Raw genomic sequence first — 24,822 nt, 5'->3', positions numbered from 1 at the left:
TTGGAGAAAATCAATAAAACCTTAAATAGATTGGCTTCAAATGAAAGTTTTCAAAAACGCTATGAACAACAGCGAATGCAAGTCCTGCAAAATCCTGATGTTAAAGCATTTCTATCACAGAATAAAGAGTCTATTGATTCTGTGATGATTGATAAAAGTATGAGTAAACTGTATGAGTACATCAATCAGAGCAAGGATTGCAATAAATGTGATTCCCTTGATGGCTGCATCAATTTTATGAAGGGGTATCACCCTGATTTGGTTCTAGCTCGAAATTCTATCGATGTTGTTTATAAAAAATGTCCTCGGAAAATTATGGCTGATGAAAAGAAGAAAAATGAGAAGTTGATCAAGAGTTTATACGTCCCTAGAGATATCTTGGAAGCCTCCTTTGAGGAATTTGAAGCGGACACAGGCCGACTTGATGCCGGAGATCAGGCGGCAACGTTCTTAATGAATTATGAGGCAGGAAAAAAACCAAAAGGTCTTTTTCTTTATGGAAAATTCGGGGTGGGAAAATCTTATTTATTAGGGGCAATTGCCAATGAATTGGCGAAGAAACAAATTTCTTCGATGATTGTCTATGTGCCTGAATTGTTGCGAGAGATGAAAGGGTCAATCGCGGATTCCACATTGAATGAAAAAATTGAGGCATTAAAAAAAGAACCGATCCTCATGCTTGATGATATTGGCGCTGAAGCTGTATCAAGTTGGACAAGGGACGAGGTACTTGGCCCTATTCTACAATTTAGAATGCTTGAGAGTCTTCCTACATTTTTCACATCAAATTTTGACTTTAAAGGCCTGGAGCATCATCTAACCTACAGCCAGAGGGGCGAAGAAGAGAAAATGAAAGCAAGACGAATCATGGAGCGAATTCGTTCCTTGAGTGTGCCTGTGATGGTCGAGGGTCCAAACAGAAGGTAATTTAAATCAAAGAAAGAAGTTTTAGGATTGTCGTAAACAAGTCGGCAGTCCTTTTTTTATACTTTTTTTCTGTAAATAACAAAAGCATGTACCAGCTAACTTCTATTTTAGCCAAGTCCCCCATATATATTAATACAAAGATTGGTTTAAAGGGGGGATTTGGTTGGCGGAAATCATCTTCCAAAGCAAGTTGGATGCAGAAAAATTTTATGACCACTTGCTGAAGTACTTACCAAATAATCATGACAAAGAAACTATTCTTCTAATTGAAGATCGACATATAGTTAAATTTTCAGGTAATATGATATCGTTAGAAATTTCCAGAATTGTTAAACATGCATTTTTCGAATTCATTACCAATATTAAGCGGGATGATTGGTTTAGAGAAATATTAAAAAGCCATTATTTTTACGATGAATTTGAAGAACAGCAACAAATTATCGAAATTATTGATTCTATTCTCGAGGGTCAAAGAGAAGACTTGTCTATTTTCTTGAATAATGCAAATGAAGAGACACAAATTAAATCTGCCATTGAGCATATTTTCTTGGATAATATCTCGTTTTCGTTTGATTCGTTTCTCAAATTTAGATTGCGTCCGTACTTTCAGTCGCTGCAGGGGTATGTTGAGATTGCTATTGATGAATATAAGATGGAGCAAGAATATCAAATATTTGTGCAAATGCTCCGGGAGTTTCTGATGAATCGTGAACCGAAAATGGAAGTGCTCCATTTATTGTTCGACGAGGAAATTACTTTTTATAATGAGCAGTTTGTTGAAATGAAACGTGCTGAATTAACAAGATTGATTGACCGTAAATTACTGGTTAATCATCCTGTCTATGTCGACTCTGCATCGATTGCCCCATTATTATCACTTGCGCCTACAACTATTTTTTTGTATACAAAGGACCCAGATGAGCCCTTAGTAAGGACCATCAAAAATATTTTTGAAGAAAGAGTAACGATTAAATCATTTGCTGCACTTAGAGATGTGGATAAATGGGCAGAGGATCATCAATCTTCTGAAAATCAGGCTTGAAAACAGGAATTGTGTGAAAATTTGTCTTATTAGGATGATGTCCCTTGATTTTTCAAAAATTAATCATTATAATTGCATACATAGTATAGTCATAGTAAAAGTAATGATAAGGACAATAGTATTTTTTACGGTTTCTAGAGAGGGAGATCATGGCTGAAAGTCTCCTAACACGAAAATAATACTTACCACCTTTAAACTTCAGCAGTGAACGCTTCATGCCTTATGAGGTTAGTAATTGTCTGACGGCTCTCGACCGTTAACAGACCAAAGTCATTTTCAAATTGTTATTATTTGAAATTGAAAAATTGGGTGGAACCACGTGTTTATTAAAACTCGTCCCTTTTCCAGGGACGGGTTTTTTTTATTTTTCAAAAAGCGGATTTTTGGGCAAAAATGACCCCGAAACGCTTAATTCAAAGGAGGAATTACCATGTCAGACGTTGTTAAGATTTCGTTTCCAGATGGGGCAGTAAAGGAGTTCCCACAAGGAACAACAACGGAAGATATTGCCGCATCCATCAGCCCAGGCCTAAAGAAAAAAGCGATTGCCGGCAAATGGAACGGTCAGTTGTTTGATCTTCGCCGTCCAATTAATGAAGACGGTTCAATAGAAATTGTCGTACCAGATTCCAATGATGCGTTAGAAATTTTACGCCACAGTACTGCGCATTTAATGGCACAGGCTGTAAGAAGACTCTATCCTGGTGTGAATTTAGGTGTAGGCCCTGTAATCGAAGGTGGATTTTATTATGATATGGACCTTGAGGAATCATTAACTCCAGAAGATCTTCCAAAGATTGAAAAGGAAATGGCCAGAATCGTTAATGAAAATATTGAAATTGTTCGCAAGGAAGTAAGCCGTGCAGAAGCGGTACAGCTTTTTAAAGAAGCCGGTGACCCATATAAGCTAGAACTAATTGAAGCGATTCCTGATGAGGAAACAGTGACAATCTACGAACAAGGTGACTTTTTTGACCTATGCCGCGGAGTCCATGTCCCATCAACAGGAAAAATCAAAGAATTTAAGTTATTAAGTATTGCAGGTGCTTATTGGCGCGGGGATAGTAAAAATAAAATGCTTCAGCGCGTTTATGGAACAGCCTTCTTCAAGAAAGAAGATTTAGCTGAACACCTTCGCTTACTTGAAGAAGCCAAAGAGCGTGACCACCGCAAAATTGGTAAAGAATTAAACCTTTTTACTAGCAATCAATTGGTAGGTCAAGGATTACCGTTATGGCTTCCAAAGGGTGCAACTATCCGTCGGGTGGTTGAACGTTACATTGTGGATAAAGAACAACGTCTAGGTTATGACCATGTATACACTCCAATTATGGGCAGTGTCGATTTATATAAAACTTCAGGTCACTGGGATCATTACCAGGAAGATATGTTCCCAGTAATGGATATGGATAACGAGCAATTAGTTCTTCGTCCTATGAACTGTCCGCATCACATGATGGTGTACAAAAACAGTATCCACAGCTATCGCGAACTTCCAATCAGGATTGCCGAACTTGGAACAATGCATCGTTATGAAATGTCTGGTGCACTTTCAGGACTACAGCGTGTTCGTGGAATGACTTTAAATGATGCACACATCTTTGTTCGTCCGGACCAAATTAAAGATGAATTCAAACGGGTTGTGAACCTCGTTTTAGCAGTATACAAAGACTTTGATATTAATGATTATTCCTTCCGTCTTTCTTACCGTGACCCGCAAGATACTGAAAAGTATTTTGACGATGACGCGATGTGGGAAAAAGCACAAAGTATGCTGAAGGAAGCAATGGATGACCTTGGTCTTGATTATTATGAGGCAGAAGGAGAAGCAGCCTTCTACGGTCCTAAGCTTGACGTTCAAGTGAAGACAGCTCTAGGAAAAGACGAAACACTATCAACAGTGCAATTAGACTTCTTATTACCAGAACGTTTTGATTTAACATATGTAGGTGAGGACGGCAAACCGCATCGTCCAGTCGTTATCCACCGTGGCGTGGTATCAACAATGGAACGTTTTGTTGCCTTCTTAATTGAAGAATACAAAGGTGCTTTCCCTACTTGGCTTGCTCCGGTCCAGGTTCAGGTCATTCCAGTTTCTCCAGGTGTCCATTACGATTATGCGAAACAAGTTCAAGAACAGCTTCAAAATGAAGGGTTCCGTGTCGAATTGGATGGCCGTGATGAAAAAATCGGTTATAAAATCCGTGAAGCACAAATGCAAAAAATACCATATATGCTGGTTGTTGGGGATAAAGAGGTCGAAAATCAGGCTGTTAATGTCCGCAAATATGGCGAGCAAAACTCAGAAACAAAGCCATTCTCAGAGTTTTTAACTTCATTAATTGCTGAAGTGAAAAGAGGATAAACAGTAGAAAGAGAGGTTCGCCTCTCTTGTTGTTTGAAAAAAACTATTGAATAATTATTTATTTCTTGCTAAAATAAATTTCGTTGTCAAAGAAAATAGTTCGTTTGACATTATATCTTTGCTTATGTTATATTTACTAAGGTGAAAAATTGAATACTTGTTTTTGGGAAAAGAAGAAGCACCCGCTTCTCACCTGATTGACGCAATAGGCAGTTGGCAGGTTTTACTTGAACTTTTTGGTTTTATTACTTTTGTTCTGTAAAGTGTGGGTGCATTCATCCGCACTTTTTTGTTTGTGCAATAATAGCACTGCTAAAAAGTTTTATACCTGTTGATTCTTGTGTAGCGTCTTACGTTTAGGTTTGAAAGGGCTTGTTATGATTTTCTTGACCAAGATGTTGTATTCTTGATAAAACCTTGGAGGTGGCTAATTATTAGCAAAGACATGTTGTTAAATGAGGGCATTCGCGCTCGCGAAATTCGCCTAATTGATCAAAATGGCGAGCAGTTGGGGATTAAAACCAAAACTGAAGCCTTAGAGATTGCCGGAAGAGTGAACCTTGATTTGGTACTGGTAGCACCAAATGCAAAGCCTCCAGTCGGCAGAATTATGGACTATGGCAAATTTAAATTCGAGCAGCAAAAGAAAGAAAAAGAAGCTCGTAAGAATCAAAAAATCATCACCACTAAAGAAGTTCGTCTCAGCCCGACAATTGATGAGCATGACTTTAATACAAAGTTACGCAATGCAATTAAGTTCTTAGAAAAAGGCGACAAGGTAAAAGCTTCAATCCGTTTCAAGGGCCGGGCGATTACCCATAAAGAAATTGGTCAACGTGTGTTAGACCGTTTTTCAGAGGCGTGCAAGGAAGTTGCAACGATTGAATCACATCCAAAAATGGATGGTCGAAGCATGTTCCTAGTTTTAGCACCTAAAACCGAAAAGTAATAAGGAGGATATCCCAATGCCAAAAATGAAAACTCACCGTGGCGCTGCAAAGCGTTTTAAAAAGACTGGTTCAGGTAAATTAAAACGTGACCACGCTTATACAAGCCACTTATTTGCTAACAAATCTACTAAAGCAAAGCGTAAGCTTCGCAAAGCATCACTTGTTTCTAAAGGTGATTTCAAACGCATTCGTCAATTATTAACTTACATGAAGTAAAAATTAAGTGATCGATTTATATATTGGAGGGAAATTAAATGCCACGTGTAAAAGGCGGTACAGTTACGCGCAAACGTCGTAAAAAAGTTCTTAAATTAGCAAAAGGTTATTTCGGTTCAAAACATACATTATATAAAGTAGCTAACCAACAAGTTATGAAATCTTTAATGTATGCTTTCCGCGATCGTCGTCAGAAAAAACGCGACTTCCGCAAACTTTGGATTACTCGTATCAATGCAGCAGCTCGTATGAACGGTCTTTCTTACAGCCGTTTAATGCATGGCTTAAAGCTTGCTGGTATCGAAGTAAACCGCAAGATGCTCGCTGAATTAGCAGTAAGCGATGCAAACGCATTTGCTGAATTAGCAAACGTTGCAAAACAAAACATCAACAAGTAATTAGAAAAGCGAAAGCGCCCCTAGGCGCTGTAGCTAGACATATCAAAAGCCATTCTCTTATGAGGATGGCTTTTTCTATAAGGGGGATACGGGGGATGGTTAAATGGGTAGTGGCTTATTTGATTATGAATATAGCAGGACTTGTGATTATGTGGGAAGATAAGAGGCGGGCTAAAAAGCATAAATATCGAATCAGTGAGCGGACCTTATGGCTAGTGGCGTTATTTGGCGGTGCTATAGGTGCGACAGCAGGCATGCAACTTTATAGACATAAAACGAAGCATACTTCTTTTAAGATTGGTTTTCCGGTCCTTGCAGTGATTGAATTCGTTCTGTTAATCAAGTTTTTACTATAAAAGCTGCATCTGGGCGGCTAAGCAATGCATGCGTTATCAATTAAGTTACATAAAAATTTCTTGAAACGAGGTTCGAAATGGAATATCAATTGAAAGTTAAATTAATAGACGATGATGCTGTATTACCCCATCGAGCATATGAAGGTGATGCTGGATTAGATTTATTTTCTATTGAAGAAAAAATAATTAAAGCAGGGGAGGCGGGCTTAATAAGAACGGGTATACAAATTGAATTACCTAAAGGAACGGAGGCACAGATTAGACCAAGAAGTGGACTAGCCTTAAAACACTCTATAACTGTGCTTAATAGTCCGGGGACTATTGATGAAGGGTACCGAGGGGAAATAAAAATTATCCTTATTAATCATGGGAAAGAAGATTTTACAATTGAAAAACAAATGAGAATTGCTCAAATGGTTATTGCCCCAGTCTTAAAAGTTAACCTTATCGAAACAGAAATAGTAGCGGATACGGGTAGATCAGAAGGTGGATTCGGTTCTTCCGGTAAATAAAAGTATGATTGGACATTCGTTACTCCATTAGAATTTGGACTTTGCAGCTTCAAATTTCTTTAAATGGGTGAGAATGTCCTCTTCATATTATTTGAGTCGATAATGTTTTGAAGATAAAAATGACCTTTTATACAAAATTATTAGATAAATGATTGAATAACTACCACAATACTCAATGCTAAGCCAATTAATGAAAGAATAGAAAAAACAACCAATTCTTTTATTTCCTTTTTTCGTATTAACCGTAAAGCTTCCCAGGAAAAGATTATAACGAAGATAAAAATCATCAAAAAAATCTTAAACATTTTCCATTCCTTTTTATGAAGTATTTCTTCACTTACTTAAGCCGATTCTTCTTATATAAACCTTTGAATTGATATTTACATCTACTTGTGAAAACTCATGGTTCCAATTCTTTTTATAAAATGTATTCCATGCTTTTGGATATTCTCTGTAAACGGCTTGGCCAAATCCAAATATGTCTGATTGAAATTCTTTTTGAGCCTTATTAACTACTAATTGGATTCGATCTTTAATCTCCTTTTCAATATTTTTTTGGATCTCTTCGATTACTTTTGGATTAAATAATTCTAGCTTTGAAGCATTTTCAATTGCACTCATTTCTGAGGTAACATTAACTGTAATTTTCATTTGTCCATGTTCATGATGAGGAAGGATTTGGGTTTTTGATCTAATAATATCAAAACTAATATTTCCCCCGCCTTTTTCCTTTGGGATTTTAATAGAAATGACTCCTCCTTCTATTTCATTACGAAGCCATAAAATTCCCCGGGTTTCAGTTTCATCCATCCAACCTATTAGCTTGTCTTTTTTAAATACAGCCGCCCCATTAATAGTCTGTACTTTTCCTGATTCATTTTCTGTATCTACTTCTAATGAAGTTAATTTATACTGAGGGGCATATGGTTCTACTCCGTCTGTAAGAAGCATGTTTAAAAAATCCCTGACATAAACCTTTAAACCTACACTTAGCTTTGCAAGTTCCTTCGTTTCCTCTGCTGAAACACTTTCTAAATTTGGTATGTTTTTAATAACTTCTGAAGCCGCTTCTTCTGTGAACATAATAAAACTATTCATTCGAGGTTGTTGGAACCTTGTATAAAAGTCAATAATATTAAAAATTCCCTTTCTAGCTAAAGACTCACCGATTAACAAGATCCTGCTTTGAGAAAAGAATACACGTCTCGATAGCTTCATTTGTAAATTTCGGTACGCTTCAGAAACAGTGACACCCTTCTCTGAAATGACAAATGTACTGCGTTCTTTTCCTCCTCCACTACTTCCTCCAGTTGGTCCTAGTTTAGTTGGTATGGCCACTTGTAGGGTTAAGCGAATCATATTGTCTTCAACAAGATCTAATCCAATCGCAGTAACAATGGCAATATCATTCACTTCAATTCGGTTCCAACAACCTGTAAGCAAAAAAACGGTTATGACTCCAAATAGCAGTCTTCTAATCACCTTCATAATCCCATCCCGTCCTTTTAAACGAACTAGTTTTTACGGTTGTGGGGACGTAATCTCCTCAAATTCCTTTTTCCTGTTTGTTCTGGCCGTTCATTCATCCTCCACCAAGGAGCACGAACAAAAACATCTTTAAGGTTGTTAAAATTAAGTGGGGCAACAGGGGCCAAATAAGGAACACCAAAGGAGCGCAGTTGAACAAGGTGTACTAAAATAAAGAAAACTCCTAATAGGATTCCATAAAAACCTAATGTTGCGGATAAAAAAATCATTAAAAATCGAAGGATCCGAATAGCTCCAGTTAGGGTATAACTAGGAAACATAAATGATGCAATGCCTGTAGTGGATACAACAATAACTAGTGGAGCGGAAACAATCCCCGCCTCAACAGCAGCTTGACCGATTACTAAAGCTCCAACAATACTAACTGTTGATCCAATGGGCCGCGGCAATCGTAAACCTGCTTCACGCAATGCTTCAAAAGTTATTTCCATTAATAGGGCTTCGATAACCGCTGGAAAGGGCACCTTTTCCCGTGAAGCTGCAACACTAAACAAAAGATTGGTTGGCAGTAATTCCTGATGGAAGGTAGTCACAGCGATATAAATGGAGGGAAACAATAGTGCAACCAATAAAAATAGATAGCGGATGAATCGAATAAAGGTTGCCATTATAAACTTTCCATAATAGTCTTCTGGGGAACTCATCATTTGAAAAAAAGTAACAGGAACAACAAGAGCAAAAGGGCTATTTTCAACAATAATCCCAATTCTCCCTTCAAGAAGGTTACCGACCACTCGATCAGGCCGTTCAGTTTGCAATATTTGCGGAAACACCGAGAAAGGATGATCCTCAATAAGCTCCACAATGTAACCGCTGTCCTCAATCGCATCAATATTAATCTGGTTTAATCTGCTGCGAACTTCTTCTATGATTGAATGTTGTGCAATCCCATCAAGATAGGTAATGACTACTTCAGTTTGGGAAAGGTTCCCAATCTGTATACTTTCGAATTTAAGCTTTGTTGTTCTTAATCGTCTTCGAATCATACTTGTATTGGTTCGGATATTTTCAGTAAAGCCTTCTCTTGGTCCTAAAACGACCGCCTCAGATAGGGGCTCTTCAATGGAGCGCTTTTCCCATGCTTGTTCACTAATAAAAAGGGATTGTTTAAGTCCATTAATCAATAAAACAGTGTCACCTAACAAAATATGATTAATCACTTCCTGGATTGTTTCCCCTTGTTTTACTTGAGCTGAACTTAGTTCTTCTAGGATAGTCTCAATTGTCGGTTTAGGGTTATTTAGGAATGCATCATTGTTTTTGAGTAATGGAGTGATGACGTTTAATTCAATTCTTTCTATACCCACTAATCCATCGAGATAAAAAATCATAGCCGAATATGTAGAGTTGATTTCGAGTTCACGATATCTGAAATCTGAAGCCCCTTCAAAATAATGCTTTACCTGTAAAAAATCTTCCTGAAGAAATCCTGATAATTGATCGTTGCCTTTTTCCTCCTGCGTTTTGTCTCGGTTTTGATTTTGGAAAGTCGAATATAATTTTTTAATCCGTCTTAAAGTTCTCAATGAACGTACCACCCTTATTGATTAAATGAGACTATAAAAGGCCCAATTTTTTACGAATCATTGCGGTGAAAAGTAATAAAATCGGCACAATGATTTGTAATAGAGTTAAAAAATATGGAACAAAAAACTTAAATCCAAAATCTATATGTTCAACATAATTAGATGAGGTTATGAGTGATAATGGGGTAATAATTAACCCTAGTGATATCAGTACGGAACGAGTTTGTTTTAACTTGAATAATTGAGATATGGCAATGGAAGCACCGAATGTAAATCCGCCCACCTTAAAAAATACTCCTGCTACCATCATTAAAATAACAAGGGCATCAAACCGCTCAAGAAAATCTGCAACAGAAACCATTTGAGTTGCAGCAAGCAAGGTAAAAAGATCTCTGCTGTAAATTTCCGGTCCTAGCGTAGAAAGCATCATAATAGAATTAACTGTTAATAGGATTCCTCCAATTACTAGAGCAGACAATCCTATCTTTCTTATTTGTTTTTTATTGCTTAAAAAAGGAAAAAACATCATAATGACAATGGTTTCGCCAAATGGGAAGTTTATGGCAGTTGGAATTGCTTTTTTCAATAAAGGTTGTACTCCATTACCTAAAACAGGAGTTAGATTTTTTACATCAAATGATTCAACACTAAATAAGAGAAACCAAATCAGGATAAGTGCAAAAATATAGATAGGAAAGATGATTTCCGCCATTCGCCCCAAAGTCTCTACTCCGCCCAGCAAACAATAGATCATTAACACCATAAAGCTTCCTATTACCACTAAGATGGGGGTTTCAGTTAAGATGGTTGTGACAATCAGATCCCCCAATTCTCTGCACGCTCTTGCGGCAGAATAGGTAAAATGCACAATATAAAGCAGGATGACGGGAAAGGAAAGAAACCTTCCGATTATCTTTGGCAGCATCTGAACGAGTGTATCCCCTGAATAATAGGTTGATAATTGAGTATAAACAACCATTAATATTAGACTGGATACCATGCCAATTAGGATATAGATCCATGCATCCTGCTTCGTGTCAGCCCCTAAACCCAGAATCATCGCCGTCCCTAATACATAGCCTGCCATTAAATAAACAAGCTGGATTGCACTAATTTTTTCCTTAATCATTAATTTATCTCCCTTTTGCAGTAAGAAAAGCTTATGACTTACAAAACAACCCGTTCCTTACAAAGTATTCCTTTTTATTTAATATTCTCCATAGAAATACATGTTATCCATGAAGCCTAGATTCCATGAACTTCTTAAAGATTCAAAGGATGCTGAGTGATTTCAACTAATTAGGCGAAATTTGTAACTTTACAATATACTTCGGTATAATAAAAAATGTACCTATATAAAGGGGGCGAAATAATGGCAAAACTAGATGAAACCTTGACGATGTTAAAAGAGTTAACAGATGCCAAAGGAATTCCTGGTAATGAGCGTGAAGTTCGTGAAGTTATGAAAAAATACATAGAACCATTTGCGGATGAACTCACAACCGATGGACTTGGCAGTTTGATTGCCAAAAAGGTAGGTAAAGAAGGCGGCCCGAAAATTATGGTCGCAGGTCATTTAGATGAAGTTGGCTTCATGATTACCCAAATTGATGATAAAGGTTTTCTTCGTTTTCAACCGGTTGGCGGCTGGTGGGGCCAGGTTATGCTCGCGCAACGCGTGACGATTGTTACGAGAAAGGGAGATGTAACTGGGGTTATCGGTTCCAAACCACCGCATATTTTATCACCAGAAGCACGCAAGAAACCTGTTGAAATTAAAGACATGTTTATTGATGTAGGTGCTTCCAGCCGTGAGGAAGTTACGGAGTGGGGCGTTCGACCGGGCGATATGGTTGTTCCATATTTTGAGTTCACCGTTATGAACAATGAAAAGATGTTATTAGCTAAAGCTTGGGATAACCGGATTGGCTGTGCCATTGCCATCGATGTGATGAAGCAGCTTAAGAGTGTAGACCATCCTAATGTTGTCTTTGGTGTCGGAAATGTTCAAGAAGAGGTTGGTTTGCGTGGCGCCAAGACGGCAGCGGCAAAAATTAACCCAGATATCGGCTTTGCGGTTGATGTCGGTATTGCCGGCGATACACCGGGAGTCTCTGAAAGAGAAGCCATGAGTAAAATGGGTAAGGGACCGCAAGTTGTGATTTATGATGCCTCTCTTGTAGCCCATAAAGGGTTGCGCGATTTAGTGACCGACACAGCTGATGAATTGGGCATTCCCTATCAGTTCGAATCGATTCCTGGCGGCGGTACGGATGCTGGGTCGATCCATTTGACCCATAATGGGGTTCCGGCGTTACCAATTACTATTGCAACAAGGTATATCCATTCCCATGCCGCGATGCTCCATCGTGATGATTACGAAAATGCTGTGAAGCTGATTGTTGAAGTCATCAAGCGTTTAGACCGCGAGACGGTTAATAAAATTACATTTAAATAACTTATTGTGGGGTCCCCGGTAGAACTTTGCCGGGGATTTTTTATTCGAGTTTTTGAATCGCTGATAGAAAGGTGAAATTCGCTGATTGAGCATGGAAATTCGCCGATTGAAAGGTGAAATTCGCCGATTGAGCATGAAAATTCGCCGATTGAATGCCCAAATTCGCCGATTGAACCCAAAAATTCGCTTATTGAGTGCCTGAATTGTTGTTAGAAGTTAATTATTGCATCTATTTTTGCTGAAAGTTTAAATCTTTACAGAAAAAAGCTGTCAACCTTAACCAATTGACAGCCCCTGAACAAACATATGACTACTTTAACCCACTTTCAAGAGTAGCGAGCATTTCTTTTTTCTCTTCTTCGGATGAATTTTTCCAAATGATTTCAAATAAAACACCGAGACCCGGGAGCATTTTTTCTTCCCCGTTTTGAATCGCATCAACAATCGTATCTTCTAATTGATCTTGTGTATTCCCAGCAACATTGTGAACAATCGCGTTACGTAAATTTAAATTCATGTATATGCACTCCTTTTCAATAAATAATAAAGTCTAAAACTCTGAACCTGGAGAACTGTCTAGCTACAGCGCCTAGGGGCTCGAGACATAAGCCAATCACTTCGGAAGGCAAACGGCGCCTTCTGTCAGTGCTTGTCTTATGCTTGTCTCCCCTGGACAAGGCGCTTTCGCTTTTCTTTTTATATGTTTTCTATTTTTGGTTTTATTATGTATTTTTATTAGGCTATAATATAAAAATCATCGTTATTGTAAAAGGAGAGCGGGTTTTGAAGCATATTGAATCAATAAATAATCCGAGAGTTAAACAATGGAAAAAGCTGTTAACGAAAAAAGAGCGGGATAAATCAGGGACTTTTTTAGTGGAAGGCTTTCATTTAGTGGAAGAAGCCCTGAAACAGGGAGAACAAATTTTAGAAATCATTGTTTCTGAAAAGGTGGATTTACCTTCCCGATGGGATGCTGGATCCACACCAGTAACACAAGTTACTGAAGAGATATCGAGTTCACTATCTGATACAGAGGCACCGCAAGGAATTTATGCTGTGTGCCGAATCGCAGCTACGGAAGTACGTAATGCAAAAACCTACCTGTTCATTGACGCAGTTCAGGACCCAGGCAATCTCGGAACTATGATCCGCACAGCAGACGCAGCCGGGATTGACGCTGTTGTGGTTGGACGTGGAAGTGTAGATATATATAACTCTAAGGTTCTTAGGTCCGCACAAGGAAGTCACTTTCACTTGCCGATCATTAGAGGGGACCTTCACGAGTGGATTGACAAACTGCAAGAAAAAAATATTCCTGTTTACGGTACAGCACTTGAAGGTGCTTCTGCATATACTGATATTTCCATAGGTGACTCGTTTGCCTTAATTGTTGGAAATGAAGGAAATGGTGTCGGTAAGGATATTCTTGCTAGTACAACTGCCAACCTTTATATCCCGATTTACGGGAAAAGTGAGTCATTAAATGTAGCCGTGGCAACAGGGATCCTCCTTTATTATTTGAAAAAATAGGCGTAAACTAGTTTGACCTTGCATGGAGAATTATTATATAATAATGAACAATATGGAATATAAAATGACGATGACGGAGAAAAGTATCTTATTTTTAAAACCATTTAGGGAGAAAGTGCCGCGACTGAAAGCACTTTTATGGTAAACGATAAGAGAAGTTCACCTCCTGAGTTGGCATCGGGACCACGATAAAAAGCATAGCTGTCCGGCTACTCCGCTTTTCGTGTAAAGATGCGCCGGCATAAGCCGTTATCCGAATGAAGCGAACACAATGTGTTTTACATAACGTGTTTACAAGGGTGGTACCGCGAAACTTTAACCTCGTCCCTTTCCAGGGATGGGGTTTTTTTGTTTTTTTGGTGCCTGACACCAATTACCGATTATTATTAAGGAGGAATTGACATGCAAGAACGTTTAAAGGAATTGCAGGAAGAGGCTATTCAAAAAATTGAACAGTCCGGAAGCTTAAAAGAATTAAATGACATCCGTGTTGCCTACTTAGGAAAAAAGGGGCCAATTACGGAAGTATTGCGTGGCATGGGTAAACTTTCTGCTGAAGAGCGTCCAGTTATGGGAGCACTAGCAAACGAAGTTCGTGAAGCGATTGCTGAAAAAATTGAAGCCAAACAGAAGGGATTAGAAGAAGCTGCTGTCCTAGAAAAGTTAGCTTCTGAAAGTATCGATGTTACTCTTCCAGGCCGCCCAGTGAAGGTTGGAAATCATCATCCGCTGACAAGAATCATTGAAGAAATTGAAGACTTATTTATCGGTATGGGTTACCAGGTAGCAGAAGGTCCGGAAGTTGAGCAGGATTATTATAACTTCGAAGCTCTTAATTTACCGAAGGGCCACCCAGCCCGGGATATGCAAGATTCTTTCTATATTACAGAAGACATCCTTCTTCGTACTCATACCTCTCCAGTTCAAGCCCGGACAATGGAGAAGCACCAAGGCAAAGGTCCGATCAAGATTATTTGCCCAGGTAAAGTGTACCGCCGTGATAATGATGACGCGACACACTCCCACCAATTTATGCAAATCGAAGGTCTAGTTGTCGGTGAAAACATCCGGATGAGTGACCTAAAAGGAACTTTAGAAGTGTTTGCGAAAAAAATGTTCGGGGAAGATCGTGAAATCCGCTTACGCCCAAGCTTTTTCCCTTTCACAGAACCATCTGTTGAAATGGACATTTCTTGTAAAATTTGCGGCGGCCATGGCTGCAGCGTTTGTAAACGCACAGGTTGGATCGAAATTCTTGGAGCAGGAATGGTCCATCCTAACGTTCTAGAGATGGCAGGATACGATTCTAAAAAATACACTGGCTTCGCCTTCGGTATGGGACCTGAGCGGATTGCAATGTTAAAGTACGGTGTCGATGATATCAGACATTTCTATACCAATGATGTTCGTTTCTTAAAACAATTTTCAAAACACGAGTAAATTGGAACGCTTCAATCCGTTGAAGTTGAATAAAAAAAGGAGGATGACGACATGTTCGTTTCTTATAAATGGCTCCAAGATTACATCGATTTAACTGGAGTAACTGCTGCTGAATTAGCAGAAAAAATTACAAAAAGCGGTATTGAGGTTGAGGGAGTCGAAATCCTTAACGACGGCATTCAAGGCGTTGTTGTTGGTCATGTTCTTGAACGTGAACAGCACCCAAATGCGGATAAATTAAGCAAGTGTCTTGTCGATGTTGGAGGAGACCAACCGGTACAAATCATTTGTGGTGCGCCAAATGTGGCTCAAGGGCAAAAGGTTGCGGTGGCAACAGTAGGTGCAGTATTACCAGGTAATTTTAAAATAAAACGCGCAAAACTTCGCGGTGAAGAATCGAACGGAATGATCTGTTCACTGACAGAGTTAGGTATGGAAGGAAAGGTAGTTCCGAAAGAGTATTCAGAGGGGATCTTTGTTTTTCCAGCGGATGCAGTAGTAGGCGTTGATGCACTGGCTGAGTTAAATCGAGATGATGAGATTCTTGAACTTAGCTTAACACCTAACCGTGCCGATTGTTTGAGCATGCTGGGTGTTGCTTATGAAGTAGCAGCGATTCTTGGCAGAGACGTTAAACTTCCTGAAACGAACCTGCAAGCTTCAACTGAAAAAGCATCAGATTATGTAAAAATTACGGTCGAAGCAAAAGAGGATAATCCATTATATGTAGCGCAGATCATTAAAAATGTAAAAATCGGACCATCTCCGCTCTGGATGCAAACTCGCTTAATGTCAGCTGGAATTCGTCCGCACAATAACGTTGTCGATATTACCAATTACATTCTGCTTGAATATGGTCAGCCGCTTCATGCATTTGATTATGACCGCTTAGGTTCAAAAGAAATCCTTGTCCGTCGTGCAACAGATGGGGAGAAATTTGTAACGTTGGATGACGCAGAACGCACGTTAACATCTGATCATCTTGTTATTACTAATGGAACCGAACCTGTAGCACTTGCTGGTGTCATGGGCGGAGCAAATTCAGAGGTAACTTCAGATACAACAACTGTACTACTTGAATCCGCTTATTTTAACGGGGCAACTGTTAGAAAAGCTTCGAAAGACCATGGCTTAAGAAGTGAAGCGAGCGCGCGTTTTGAAAAAGGTGTTGATCCTAATCGTGTTCGTGCCGCTGGAAATCGAGCTGCCTACTTAATGGCAAAATACGCTGGCGGTGAAGTACTAGAAGGTGCAGCAGAGGCGGATACAATGACAGTTGAGCCAGCTGTAGTTTCTATCACTTTAGAAAAAATCAATCGAGTTCTTGGTACAGACCTAGTGATGAATGACGTAAAAGATATCTTTGATCGCCTTCAATTTGGTATCAGCATTGAGGAGGATACCGTAACTGTAACGGCGCCAACTCGCCGCGGTGATATTAAAATTGAAGAAGATTTACTAGAAGAAGTGGCTCGTCTTTACGGCTACGACAACATCCCTAAAACATTGCCAATTGGTTCAACAACCCCTGGAAGGTTATCTGAGTACCAGAAGAAACGCCGTATGGTTCGTCAATACCTTGAAGGAGCAGGATTGTACCAAGCAGTAACTTATTCCCTTACTAGCGAGGAAAAAGCAACTCAATTCGCGCTTGAAAAGCGAGATACCATCCGTCTTTCAATGCCAATGAGTGAAGAGCGCAGTATCTTGCGTTTAAGCATTCTGCCACAGTTGTTGGAAGTTTTAAAATACAACAGTGCACGTCAAAATGATAGCTTAGGTGTGTATGAAACTGGGGCTGTATTCTTAGCGAATGGCACAGAAACTCTTCCATCAGAAAAAGAACACTTAGCTGCCGCTATTACAGGGCTATGGTCAAGTCATTCTTGGCAAGGAGAGAAGAAGGCAGTCGACTTCTTCGTGATTAAAGGAATCCTAGAAGGAATGTTTGCTATGCTTGGTTTACTAGAACAGGTTCAATTTGTTCAAGCGCAAGTAGATGGCATGCACCCAGGCCGTACGGCTGAGGTACTCTTAAACGGTGAGAAAATCGGCTTTATCGGCCAAGTCCACCCAACAGTTCAAAAAGAGCTAGATTTAAAGGATACCTACGTATACGAGCTCTCATTGAAAGCAGTACTTGAAGCAGAAACACCAGCATTACAATATCAGGCCATCCCACGCTTCCCGTCCATCACAAGAGACATTGCCCTTGTGGTAAACAGAGAAACGGTGTCAGGCACCCTAAAAGAAATTATCGTAACAGCGGGCTCGCCGCTTCTTAAGGAAGCTGAAGTGTTTGATTTATATGAGGGAGATAAGATGGAGGCAGGCAAGAAGTCTATTGCATTCTCTTTAAAGTATGTTGATCCGGAACGTACGTTAACGGATGAAGAAGTAACGAAGATTCATAATCGAGTACTTGCAGCGTTAGAAGAAAAAGCGGGTGCGGTTTTAAGGGGTTAACCAAAAGAAGCTAGTTCGAAGATTGTCTTCGAACTAGCTTTTTTGATTAGGAAAACGAGGTTTCCACAGATTAACCTCGTTTCATTTCCCTTACTCTTATATCTTTTCATAAATCGAGTCATAGTTATTCGCTAAAGTGATATCCAAATCAGTTAATCCCCCGGCATTCCATGAGGTTAATCGCAGTGTTACTAGTTTATAATCAATCGCAATGAATGGATGATGATTTTTTTCTTCTGAAAGCTGCGCTATGACATTCACAAACGCTACGCCTTGTAAAAACTCACGAAATCGGTATTTTTTCACAATGAATTTTCCGTCCAATTTCCAGCCCTGTAAGCTCGCAACAGCTGCAGTTATCTCCGCTTCACTTAATCGATTTGCCAACCTAAATTCCTCCAAACGCCATTTTTATATATCTATTCCTAGAACAGCCCAAAAAATCATTTCAATTTCGTTTTTTATTAACAAGGGCGATCGCTTTATCGGTATTGGCAAAGTGGAGCTTCACATAAGAAGGAAGGATGTCACGGCCTTTGCTCATAATTAGCTTTGCTGCAGCTATATCCACCTGTGCTCCTGCACCTTTTGGAATTTTGAAGCCAGCAGACTCGCTGAGTTTATCAATATATTGGATGAAGGCATATCGTGCGAGAATACTTGCTGCCGCAACGGCAAGATGAATGCCTTCTGCTTTCGTACTAAAGCAAACATTTTCTTTGGCCACTGCTTTTTGGCCTTTAATATGCTGAAAATAGGTACTGCCTTGCACAAATTGGTCGATAAGAATCGCTTCTGGCTTCTCAGGCGAAATTTTGCTTAATACATTTAAAATCGCTTGATTATGGAGGATCGCTTTCATTTTTCCTTGCGACATTCCTGATTGTTGAACCTGATTATATTTTTCGTTTTTTAAGGTCATTAAACTAAATGGAATAATATCTTTAATGACCTTTGCAATCGCAATGATTTTTTCATCGTTTAAATCCTTCGAATCCCGCACGCCTAATTCTTTCAACAATGGAATATTTTCTTTTTTTACATAGGCTGCCACGACTGTAATTGGACCGAAAAAGTCTCCCGTCCCAACTTCATCTGAACCAATCACTGACATTTGACTAATCCCAACCGGCAGGTCGCCTTTCGCTGGTGATTTCGATTTAGTAGGAGAGGAAGGCTTGTTTGAGGTGGCACTTCCCCATTTACTAGCCTCTTTTTCACTATCGTTCCCTTGGAATAATACTTTGCCAGATTTATAAGCTGTAATCATGCAGGCAGACGTTTTTGCGGCAAACACGCTCCCGGGAATGTTTTTATCTAATAAATTTTTACCGTAGTAGTTTCTCATTTCCATGATTTTATTTATTTCTAGATTTAATACAACATTACCCATACTATACACACCACATTTCTAAATAAAGATAAAATACGCTTTAACTTTTCCACAGATAACGGTTCATGTTATGATAGAGAATAGGATTCTCTGAATGGAGGCATGACGTTGTCGAATAATCAAAAAAATAGAACAACCGTAGAAATATACGGACAACAATATGTTATTGTGGGTTCCGAAAGTCCAAGTCAAATCCGGCATGTGGCCTCATTAGTTGACAATAAAATGCGCGAAATCAGTTATAAGAATCCCACTTTAGATGCAACCAAACTCGCCGTTTTAACAGCTGTAAATGCAGTCAATGATTTTCTTCAAATGAAAGACGAATTAAATCGGCTGCAAAAAGAACAACAAAAGGAAAAGGACTAAAAGACCATGTTGGATATAGCAATTATCATTTTTTTAATTATTGGATTCTTTGTAGGCTTGAAAAGAGGCTTTATTTTGCAGCTTTTTCATTTAATAGGTTTTATTATTGCATATGTAGCGGCATATTCATACTACGAACAGTTAGCACCGAGGTTAACATTATGGATTCCTTATCCGAACTTTGGTAACATGTCTACACTAAAAATCTTAGGTGACAGTAGTAATATGGAAGCCGCCTTCTATCGTGCGATTGCCTTTGTCATCATCTTTTTTGCAGCAAAAGTGTTATTGCAAATTATTGGTTCCATGCTCGACTTCGTTGCTCATCTGCCTATCTTACGGCAATTGAATGTTTGGGCAGGAGGAATTCTAGGTTTCGTTGAAGTGTATTTAGTTATCTTTATTTTATTATATATTTCAGCCCTTGTACCAATAGAATTTATGCAAAATGCTTTGGATCAATCGATCATGGCAAAAGCAATTGTGAATAGTACTCCGATCCTTTCACAGCAAATTAAAAGCTTGTGGATTGAATATACAGCTGCTTTAACTTCTCTGTAGCAGAGAAGTTTTTCTATTCATGCCATAAAGTAGGCTAAAATGAAAATGCTAATCAGTAGGTAGGTGACTTATTAATGGAAGTAACTAAAAAAGATTTATTACGATTATTAGAAACGATTGCCACTTATATGGAGTTAAAAGGAGAAAATCCTTTTAAGGTTTCTGCTTTTCGAAAAGCTGGAAATGCCTTGGAAACAGATGAACGAGACTTAACAGAAATTGAAGATTTTACAACGATTTCTGGGATCGGTAAAGGGACGGCCGCTGTCATAGATGAATACATAAAAGAGGGTACTTCTTCTGTTCTAACGGAACTAAAGGCGGAAGTTCCAAGAGGATTAATCCCATTGCTTCAGCTCCCTGGTCTAGGCGGTAAGAAAATTGCCAAACTATACAAAGAATTGAAAGTTGTGGATGTTTCCAGCTTAAAAGAAGCTTGTGAGGAAGGAAAAGTTCAAGCACTCGCTGGTTTTGGCAAGAAGACAGAGGAAAAAATCCTCAGTGCCATTGCCAATGTGGGTACAAGGCCTGATCGGCTGCCATTAGCCTACATGCTTCCAATTGCAGAGCAGATTGAAGCTACACTAGAGAATTTCAAGGATATTGACCGATTTTCACGTGCGGGAAGCCTGCGCAGAATGAGAGAGACGATTAAGGATCTTGATTTTATCATTGCAACCAAACAACCTGAACATGTGCGCGAACAGCTATTACAATTAGCAAACATCAAAGAAGTGATTGGAGCTGGAGAAACGAAGGTTTCCCTCGTTTTTGCCTATGATTACGATATTTCAGTCGATTTCCGTCTGGTAAAACCCGAAGAATTTATCACAACCCTTCATCATTTCACTGGATCAAAAGACCATAATGTCCGGATGAGACAACTTGCGAAAGAACGCGGTGAAAAGATTAGTGAGTATGGTGTGGAAATCATCGAGACGGGAGAAATTCTCACATTCTCATCTGAAGAAGAATTTTTCAAGCATTTTGATCTTCCCTTCATCCCTCCAGAAATAAGAGAGGACGGGAAGGAAGTCGAAACATTCAGTGCAACTGAGGAGTTAATTGAGTTAGCAGATATTAAAGGTGATCTTCACATGCATTCCACCTGGAGCGACGGTGCCCATTCCATTGAACAAATGGCTGATGCCTGCCGGGCAAGAGGTTATCAATACATGGCCATCACTGACCATTCACAGTATTTAAAAGTGGCTAATGGTCTTACACGGGAAAGACTTCTTATGCAAAGAGAAGAAATAAACAGACTTAATCAAAAGTATGATGATTTCCTTATTCTAGCGGGTGTCGAGATGGATATTCTTCCAGATGGCAGTTTGGATTATGATGATGAGTTGCTAGCTGACATGGATTTCGTGATTGCCTCCATTCATTCTGCCTTTTCTCAACCACGGGAAAAAATCATGGAGCGTCTAAAGACAGCGTTAACAAATGCCCATGTGGATTTAATTGCTCATCCAACTGGCAGGAAAATTGGGCGCCGCGAAGGATACGATGTAAACATTGATTTATTAATCCAACTTGCCAAAGAAACTAATACAGCCTTAGAACTAAACGCAAATCCAAACAGGCTTGATTTAGCAGCGGAGTATTTACGTAGTGCACAGGAGGCGGGAGTAAAAATCCTTATCAACACAGATGCCCATAAAATGGATACATTAAAGCATATGGAAATCGGTGTTTCCGCAGCCAAAAAAGGCTGGATTAAAAAATCATCAGTGCTAAATGCACTGGATAAAAATGACCTGCTAGAATTTTTACATAATCGAGAATAGGAGGTTATCTCCATGCAAGAAAAAGCTTTAAAAGTACTAGAATTTACTAAAGTTAAAGAACAGCTGTTAGAACATGCCGCTTCTTCTCTTGGGAGAAGAAAAATACAGGACTTGGTGCCGTCTACTGATTTTGATGAAGTGGTTAAACTTCAAGCAGAAACAGATGAGGCTGCAACAGTGTTTCGGGTAAAAGGGAATGTTCCACTTTCAGGTGTTCATGATATTACTGCACACATCAAACGTTCGGTCATTGGCGGTGTGTTAAGCCCGAATGAACTCATTCAAATAGCTAGTACCATCCATGCAAGCAGACAAATGAAACGATTTATAGAGGAGTTTGCTGATGAACGAACAGAAATTCCAATTTTGTCTGAACAGGCAGGACGAATTATTCCGCTCACAAACCTTGAGCATTCGATTAAACATGCCATCGATGATAACGGAGAAGTATTAGACAGCGCAAGCGACCTGCTACGTTCATTGAGGAACCAACTAAGGTCAAATGAATCGCGCGTACGGGAAAAACTAGAAAGCATGATTCGTTCATCGAATGCCAGCAAAATGCTTTCCGACGCAATTGTCACGATTCGAAATGACAGGTTTGTCATTCCTGTTAAACAGGAGTATCGCGGCCATTACGGCGGGATTATTCATGACCAGAGCGCATCAGGACAAACTCTTTTTATAGAACCGCAAGTGATTGTCCAATTAAACAATCAACTCCAGGATATTCGTGTGAAGGAACAACTCGAGATCGATAGGATTCTAACAGAGTTATCGGCCGCAGCGGCTGAACACGAGAGTGAACTTAAGATCATCGTCGAGGTCCTTACCAATTTAGACTTTATTTTTGCAAAAGCAAGGTATGGAAAACGTATAAAAGCATCCATGCCAATCATGAATAATGAAGGAAGAATTGCCTTATATAAGGCAAGACATCCACTTATTCCAATCGATGAAGTCGTAGCCAACGACATCATGCTTGGAAAAGAATTTACAACGATTGTTATCACGGGTCCGAATACAGGTGGTAAAACGGTCACCTTAAAAACACTTGGATTGTGTACATTGATGGCCCAAGCGGGTTTGCAGATTCCGGCTTATGACGGTTCAGAGTTAGCTGTTTTTGATGCAGTTTATGCTGATATTGGCGATGAACAGTCCATCGAACAAAGCTTAAGTACCTTTTCATCCCATATGGTTAATATCGTGGATATCTTAAATCGAGTCGATTTTAATAGTCTTGTACTATTTGATGAACTCGGGGCAGGCACCGATCCGCAGGAAGGTGCGGCCTTGGCGATTTCCATTTTGGATGAGGTCCACAAGCGGGGCGCAAGAGTCATTGCCACGACACATTATCCTGAGTTAAAAGCATATGGTTATAACCGTGAGGGTGTCTTGAATGCGAGTGTCGAGTTTGATGTGGAAACATTAAGCCCTACCTATAAATTGTTATTAGGAGTTCCAGGGCGGAGCAACGCGTTTGAAATTTCCAAACGCCTCGGCTTAAATGAACGGGTCATCGAGGCGGCACGCTCGCATGTAAGTGAAGATACGAACCAAATTGATAAAATGATTTCATCTCTGGAAGACAGTAAACGACTGGCAGAAAAAGAGCAAGAGGAAGCTCGCGATTATTTAAAGTCTGCTGAGAAACTCCATCAAGACTTGCAAAAACAACTAATGGAATTTTACGAGAAAAAAGACTCTATGCTTGAAAAGGCAGCAGAAAAAGCTGGAGAAATCGTTGACGAGGCAAAGAGTGAGGCAGAACGGGTCATCCGGGATCTACGCAAAATGCGCACGGAAAAGCATGCCGATATAAAGGAACATGAATTAATTGAAGCAAAACGGCGCTTAGAAGAGGCTGCACCAGAAATACCAAAATCCGCTGCTAAACTCACAAATAAAAAAACGCAGAAACATACGTATATGCCGGGCGATGAGGTAAAAGTACTTACCTTTGACCAAAAAGGTACACTGGTTGAAAGAGTTTCTTCGAATGAATGGCAGGTACAAATTGGAATTCTCAAAATGAAAGTAAAAGAAAAAGATATGGAATATATGAGCACCCCGAAACAGGTTGAAACCAAGCCGATGGCAATTGTAAAAGGTCGGGATTCATATGTTAAACTAGAATTAGACCTTCGCGGGGAGCGTTATGAAGATGCTCTTCTTAAGGTGGAAAAATATATTGATGATGCGCTGCTTTCCAGTTATCCACGTGTATCGATCATCCATGGTAAAGGAACGGGTGCGCTGCGACAGGGCGTTCAGGAATACTTAAGAAACCATCGATCTGTTAAAAAAATTCGCTTTGGAGAAGCTGGGGAAGGCGGATCAGGCGTAACCATCGTAGAGTTTAAATAATGTCCGGGGAGTTTTGGCAATGGACCAGTTTTGGGAGAACGAATATATTCAGATAGCTGCTAATTATAGTGTAGTCATTTTATGTTTGGTCGTCTTTTTAGCTATTTTTGAAATGGTGACGAAATATAAAAATTGGGAAGAAATCAAAAAAGGAAATGTGGCTGTGGCGATGGCAACTGGGGGGAAGATATTGGGGGTGGCCAATATCTTTCGCTGTACAATTGAGCAGAACAATTCGCTTCTTTCCATGATTGGCTGGGGGATTTATGGATTTTTGTTATTAGTAGTTGGTTACTTTATCTTTGAATTTTTAACGCCAAAATTTAAAATTGACGAAGAAATTCAAAATGATAATCGGGCAGTTGGGTTGATTTCATTGGTGATCTCGATTGGCTTATCGATTGTCATTGGTGCAGGTATTACGTAAGGGGAGAATAAAAAGTGGAGACATTAGCTAAGATACTTCTCGGATTATGCGGCTTGTTTTTGCTAATCGGTTTGATCTATATGTTATTTTTTGCATAAGTCAAAATCACCGCTGAGGATCATTCAGCGGTGATTTTTTTAACTTTATCGTCAATTGTTTAATGCGAAGC

General features: G+C 39.4%; 23 protein-coding genes and 3 other annotated features. Of the genes, 17 read left to right on the top strand and 6 right to left on the bottom strand.

Annotation, left to right across the window (positions count from 1 at the left end):
• From dnaI to dut, 8 genes are all read left to right on the top strand, one after another.
• Positions 1-927 carry a primosomal protein DnaI gene (gene dnaI / locus QNH17_RS23025; RefSeq protein WP_283875359.1) on the top strand — a complete coding sequence of 309 codons (927 nt, stop codon included), beginning with the start codon at positions 1-3 and terminating at the stop codon, positions 925-927.
• Between the two features lie 163 nt (positions 928-1,090).
• Positions 1,091-1,969, top strand: coding sequence for a putative sporulation protein YtxC (gene ytxC / locus QNH17_RS23020; protein ID WP_283875358.1), 879 nt, complete (start codon positions 1,091-1,093; stop codon positions 1,967-1,969).
• Positions 1,970-2,063: 94 nt separating this feature from the next.
• Positions 2,064-2,313: a binding site (T-box leader), on the top strand.
• A gap of 86 nt (positions 2,314-2,399) precedes the next feature.
• Complete coding sequence (thrS, locus tag QNH17_RS23015; RefSeq protein WP_283875356.1) at positions 2,400-4,334, top strand: threonine--tRNA ligase; 1,935 nt, start codon at positions 2,400-2,402, stop codon at positions 4,332-4,334.
• Positions 4,335-4,498: 164 nt separating this feature from the next.
• Positions 4,499-4,631, top strand: a sequence feature (ribosomal protein L20 leader region).
• Between the two features lie 148 nt (positions 4,632-4,779).
• Positions 4,780-5,283 carry a translation initiation factor IF-3 gene (gene infC, locus QNH17_RS23010; protein ID WP_035444926.1) on the top strand — a complete coding sequence of 168 codons (504 nt, stop codon included), beginning with the start codon at positions 4,780-4,782 and terminating at the stop codon, positions 5,281-5,283.
• Positions 5,284-5,299: 16 nt separating this feature from the next.
• Positions 5,300-5,500, top strand: a complete 201-nt coding sequence (gene rpmI / locus QNH17_RS23005; RefSeq protein WP_026563362.1) for a 50S ribosomal protein L35 — start codon at positions 5,300-5,302, stop codon at positions 5,498-5,500.
• Between the two features lie 38 nt (positions 5,501-5,538).
• Positions 5,539-5,898 carry a 50S ribosomal protein L20 gene (rplT, locus tag QNH17_RS23000; RefSeq protein WP_026563363.1) on the top strand — a complete coding sequence of 120 codons (360 nt, stop codon included), beginning with the start codon at positions 5,539-5,541 and terminating at the stop codon, positions 5,896-5,898.
• A gap of 95 nt (positions 5,899-5,993) precedes the next feature.
• Positions 5,994-6,254 carry a DUF1294 domain-containing protein gene (locus tag QNH17_RS22995; RefSeq protein ID WP_283875355.1) on the top strand — a complete coding sequence of 87 codons (261 nt, stop codon included), beginning with the start codon at positions 5,994-5,996 and terminating at the stop codon, positions 6,252-6,254.
• Between the two features lie 77 nt (positions 6,255-6,331).
• A complete protein-coding gene (gene dut / locus QNH17_RS22990) occupies positions 6,332-6,766 on the top strand; it encodes a dUTP diphosphatase (protein ID WP_283875354.1) in 435 nt (144 codons plus the stop codon).
• A gap of 333 nt (positions 6,767-7,099) precedes the next feature.
• Here the strand turns inward: dut and QNH17_RS22985 are convergent, their stop codons facing one another.
• Genes QNH17_RS22985 through QNH17_RS22975 form a run of 3 tightly spaced genes read right to left on the bottom strand, consistent with a single transcriptional unit; the run spans position 7,100 to position 10,969 of the window.
• Complete coding sequence (locus QNH17_RS22985; protein ID WP_283875353.1) at positions 7,100-8,254, bottom strand: Ger(x)C family spore germination protein; 1,155 nt, start codon at positions 8,252-8,254, stop codon at positions 7,100-7,102.
• A 26-nt stretch (positions 8,255-8,280) separates the two neighbouring features.
• Complete coding sequence (locus QNH17_RS22980; RefSeq protein WP_283875352.1) at positions 8,281-9,840, bottom strand: spore germination protein; 1,560 nt, start codon at positions 9,838-9,840, stop codon at positions 8,281-8,283.
• A 31-nt stretch (positions 9,841-9,871) separates the two neighbouring features.
• Positions 9,872-10,969 (bottom strand): GerAB/ArcD/ProY family transporter, encoded by a 1,098-nt coding sequence (locus QNH17_RS22975; protein ID WP_283875351.1) that lies wholly within the window; start codon positions 10,967-10,969, stop codon positions 9,872-9,874.
• Positions 10,970-11,212: 243 nt separating this feature from the next.
• Here QNH17_RS22975 and QNH17_RS22970 point away from each other — a divergent pair, with 243 nt between their 5' ends.
• A complete protein-coding gene (locus QNH17_RS22970) occupies positions 11,213-12,298 on the top strand; it encodes a M42 family metallopeptidase (RefSeq protein WP_283875350.1) in 1,086 nt (361 codons plus the stop codon).
• 310 nt (positions 12,299-12,608) lie between these two features.
• Here QNH17_RS22970 and sspI read toward each other — a convergent pair whose 3' ends face one another.
• Positions 12,609-12,815, bottom strand: a complete 207-nt coding sequence (gene sspI, locus QNH17_RS22965) for a small acid-soluble spore protein SspI (RefSeq protein ID WP_098574329.1) — start codon at positions 12,813-12,815, stop codon at positions 12,609-12,611.
• 266 nt (positions 12,816-13,081) lie between these two features.
• Here sspI and QNH17_RS22960 point away from each other — a divergent pair, with 266 nt between their 5' ends.
• The 3 genes from QNH17_RS22960 to pheT all read left to right on the top strand — a co-directional run bounded on the left by QNH17_RS22960 (position 13,082) and on the right by pheT (position 17,737).
• On the top strand, positions 13,082-13,831 hold the full coding sequence (locus tag QNH17_RS22960) for a TrmH family RNA methyltransferase (RefSeq protein WP_283875349.1): 750 nt from the start codon (positions 13,082-13,084) through the stop codon (positions 13,829-13,831).
• 61 nt (positions 13,832-13,892) lie between these two features.
• Positions 13,893-14,163: a binding site (T-box leader), on the top strand.
• Between the two features lie 70 nt (positions 14,164-14,233).
• The gene (gene pheS, locus QNH17_RS22955; protein ID WP_098574324.1) at positions 14,234-15,271 is read left to right on the top strand and encodes a phenylalanine--tRNA ligase subunit alpha; all 1,038 of its coding nucleotides are present in this window, start codon (positions 14,234-14,236) and stop codon (positions 15,269-15,271) included.
• Positions 15,272-15,322: 51 nt separating this feature from the next.
• Positions 15,323-17,737: a phenylalanine--tRNA ligase subunit beta gene (gene pheT, locus QNH17_RS22950; protein ID WP_283875346.1), complete on the top strand. Its 2,415-nt coding sequence runs from the start codon at positions 15,323-15,325 to the stop codon at positions 17,735-17,737.
• A gap of 96 nt (positions 17,738-17,833) precedes the next feature.
• Here the strand turns inward: pheT and QNH17_RS22945 are convergent, their stop codons facing one another.
• The gene (locus tag QNH17_RS22945; protein ID WP_283875345.1) at positions 17,834-18,124 is read right to left on the bottom strand and encodes a 4a-hydroxytetrahydrobiopterin dehydratase; all 291 of its coding nucleotides are present in this window, start codon (positions 18,122-18,124) and stop codon (positions 17,834-17,836) included.
• A gap of 61 nt (positions 18,125-18,185) precedes the next feature.
• Entirely contained in the window at positions 18,186-19,130 is a 945-nt protein-coding gene (gene rnhC, locus QNH17_RS22940; RefSeq protein ID WP_283875344.1) for a ribonuclease HIII, read from the bottom strand.
• A 108-nt stretch (positions 19,131-19,238) separates the two neighbouring features.
• Here rnhC and zapA point away from each other — a divergent pair, with 108 nt between their 5' ends.
• From zapA to QNH17_RS22915, 5 genes are all read left to right on the top strand, one after another.
• A complete protein-coding gene (gene zapA / locus QNH17_RS22935) occupies positions 19,239-19,499 on the top strand; it encodes a cell division protein ZapA (protein ID WP_283875342.1) in 261 nt (86 codons plus the stop codon).
• 6 nt (positions 19,500-19,505) lie between these two features.
• On the top strand, positions 19,506-20,060 hold the full coding sequence (locus QNH17_RS22930) for a CvpA family protein (RefSeq protein WP_283875341.1): 555 nt from the start codon (positions 19,506-19,508) through the stop codon (positions 20,058-20,060).
• 74 nt (positions 20,061-20,134) lie between these two features.
• The gene (polX, locus tag QNH17_RS22925) at positions 20,135-21,853 is read left to right on the top strand and encodes a DNA polymerase/3'-5' exonuclease PolX (protein WP_283875340.1); all 1,719 of its coding nucleotides are present in this window, start codon (positions 20,135-20,137) and stop codon (positions 21,851-21,853) included.
• A gap of 12 nt (positions 21,854-21,865) precedes the next feature.
• The gene (locus QNH17_RS22920) at positions 21,866-24,226 is read left to right on the top strand and encodes an endonuclease MutS2 (protein WP_283875339.1); all 2,361 of its coding nucleotides are present in this window, start codon (positions 21,866-21,868) and stop codon (positions 24,224-24,226) included.
• 19 nt (positions 24,227-24,245) lie between these two features.
• On the top strand, positions 24,246-24,653 hold the full coding sequence (locus QNH17_RS22915) for a DUF350 domain-containing protein (protein WP_283875337.1): 408 nt from the start codon (positions 24,246-24,248) through the stop codon (positions 24,651-24,653).
• The last annotated feature ends 169 nt before the right edge of the window (positions 24,654-24,822 follow it).

This window comes from Neobacillus sp. SuZ13 (assembly GCF_030123365.1).
Lineage (GTDB): Bacteria > Bacillota > Bacilli > Bacillales > Cytobacillaceae > Neobacillus.
This window is presented reverse-complemented; position numbering and strand designations above follow the sequence as displayed.

What these genes read in the sequence shown, in the direction of transcription:
- dut (WP_283875354.1), top strand. Translation starts at nt 6,332, where the DNA reads ATGGAATATCAATTGAAAGTTAAATTAATAGACGATGATGCTGTATTA.
- thrS (WP_283875356.1), top strand. Translation starts at nt 2,400, where the DNA reads ATGTCAGACGTTGTTAAGATTTCGTTTCCAGATGGGGCAGTAAAGGAG.
- QNH17_RS22995 (WP_283875355.1), top strand. Translation starts at nt 5,994, where the DNA reads ATGGTTAAATGGGTAGTGGCTTATTTGATTATGAATATAGCAGGACTT.
- QNH17_RS22970 (WP_283875350.1), top strand. Translation starts at nt 11,213, where the DNA reads ATGGCAAAACTAGATGAAACCTTGACGATGTTAAAAGAGTTAACAGAT.
- infC (WP_035444926.1), top strand. Translation starts at nt 4,780, where the DNA reads ATGTTGTTAAATGAGGGCATTCGCGCTCGCGAAATTCGCCTAATTGAT.
- rnhC (WP_283875344.1), bottom strand. Translation starts at nt 19,130, where the DNA reads ATGGGTAATGTTGTATTAAATCTAGAAATAAATAAAATCATGGAAATG.
- pheT (WP_283875346.1), top strand. Translation starts at nt 15,323, where the DNA reads ATGTTCGTTTCTTATAAATGGCTCCAAGATTACATCGATTTAACTGGA.
- QNH17_RS22975 (WP_283875351.1), bottom strand. Translation starts at nt 10,969, where the DNA reads ATGATTAAGGAAAAAATTAGTGCAATCCAGCTTGTTTATTTAATGGCA.
- polX (WP_283875340.1), top strand. Translation starts at nt 20,135, where the DNA reads ATGGAAGTAACTAAAAAAGATTTATTACGATTATTAGAAACGATTGCC.
- pheS (WP_098574324.1), top strand. Translation starts at nt 14,234, where the DNA reads ATGCAAGAACGTTTAAAGGAATTGCAGGAAGAGGCTATTCAAAAAATT.
- QNH17_RS22915 (WP_283875337.1), top strand. Translation starts at nt 24,246, where the DNA reads ATGGACCAGTTTTGGGAGAACGAATATATTCAGATAGCTGCTAATTAT.
- sspI (WP_098574329.1), bottom strand. Translation starts at nt 12,815, where the DNA reads ATGAATTTAAATTTACGTAACGCGATTGTTCACAATGTTGCTGGGAAT.
- QNH17_RS22985 (WP_283875353.1), bottom strand. Translation starts at nt 8,254, where the DNA reads ATGAAGGTGATTAGAAGACTGCTATTTGGAGTCATAACCGTTTTTTTG.
- rplT (WP_026563363.1), top strand. Translation starts at nt 5,539, where the DNA reads ATGCCACGTGTAAAAGGCGGTACAGTTACGCGCAAACGTCGTAAAAAA.
- QNH17_RS22920 (WP_283875339.1), top strand. Translation starts at nt 21,866, where the DNA reads ATGCAAGAAAAAGCTTTAAAAGTACTAGAATTTACTAAAGTTAAAGAA.
- rpmI (WP_026563362.1), top strand. Translation starts at nt 5,300, where the DNA reads ATGCCAAAAATGAAAACTCACCGTGGCGCTGCAAAGCGTTTTAAAAAG.
- QNH17_RS22930 (WP_283875341.1), top strand. Translation starts at nt 19,506, where the DNA reads ATGTTGGATATAGCAATTATCATTTTTTTAATTATTGGATTCTTTGTA.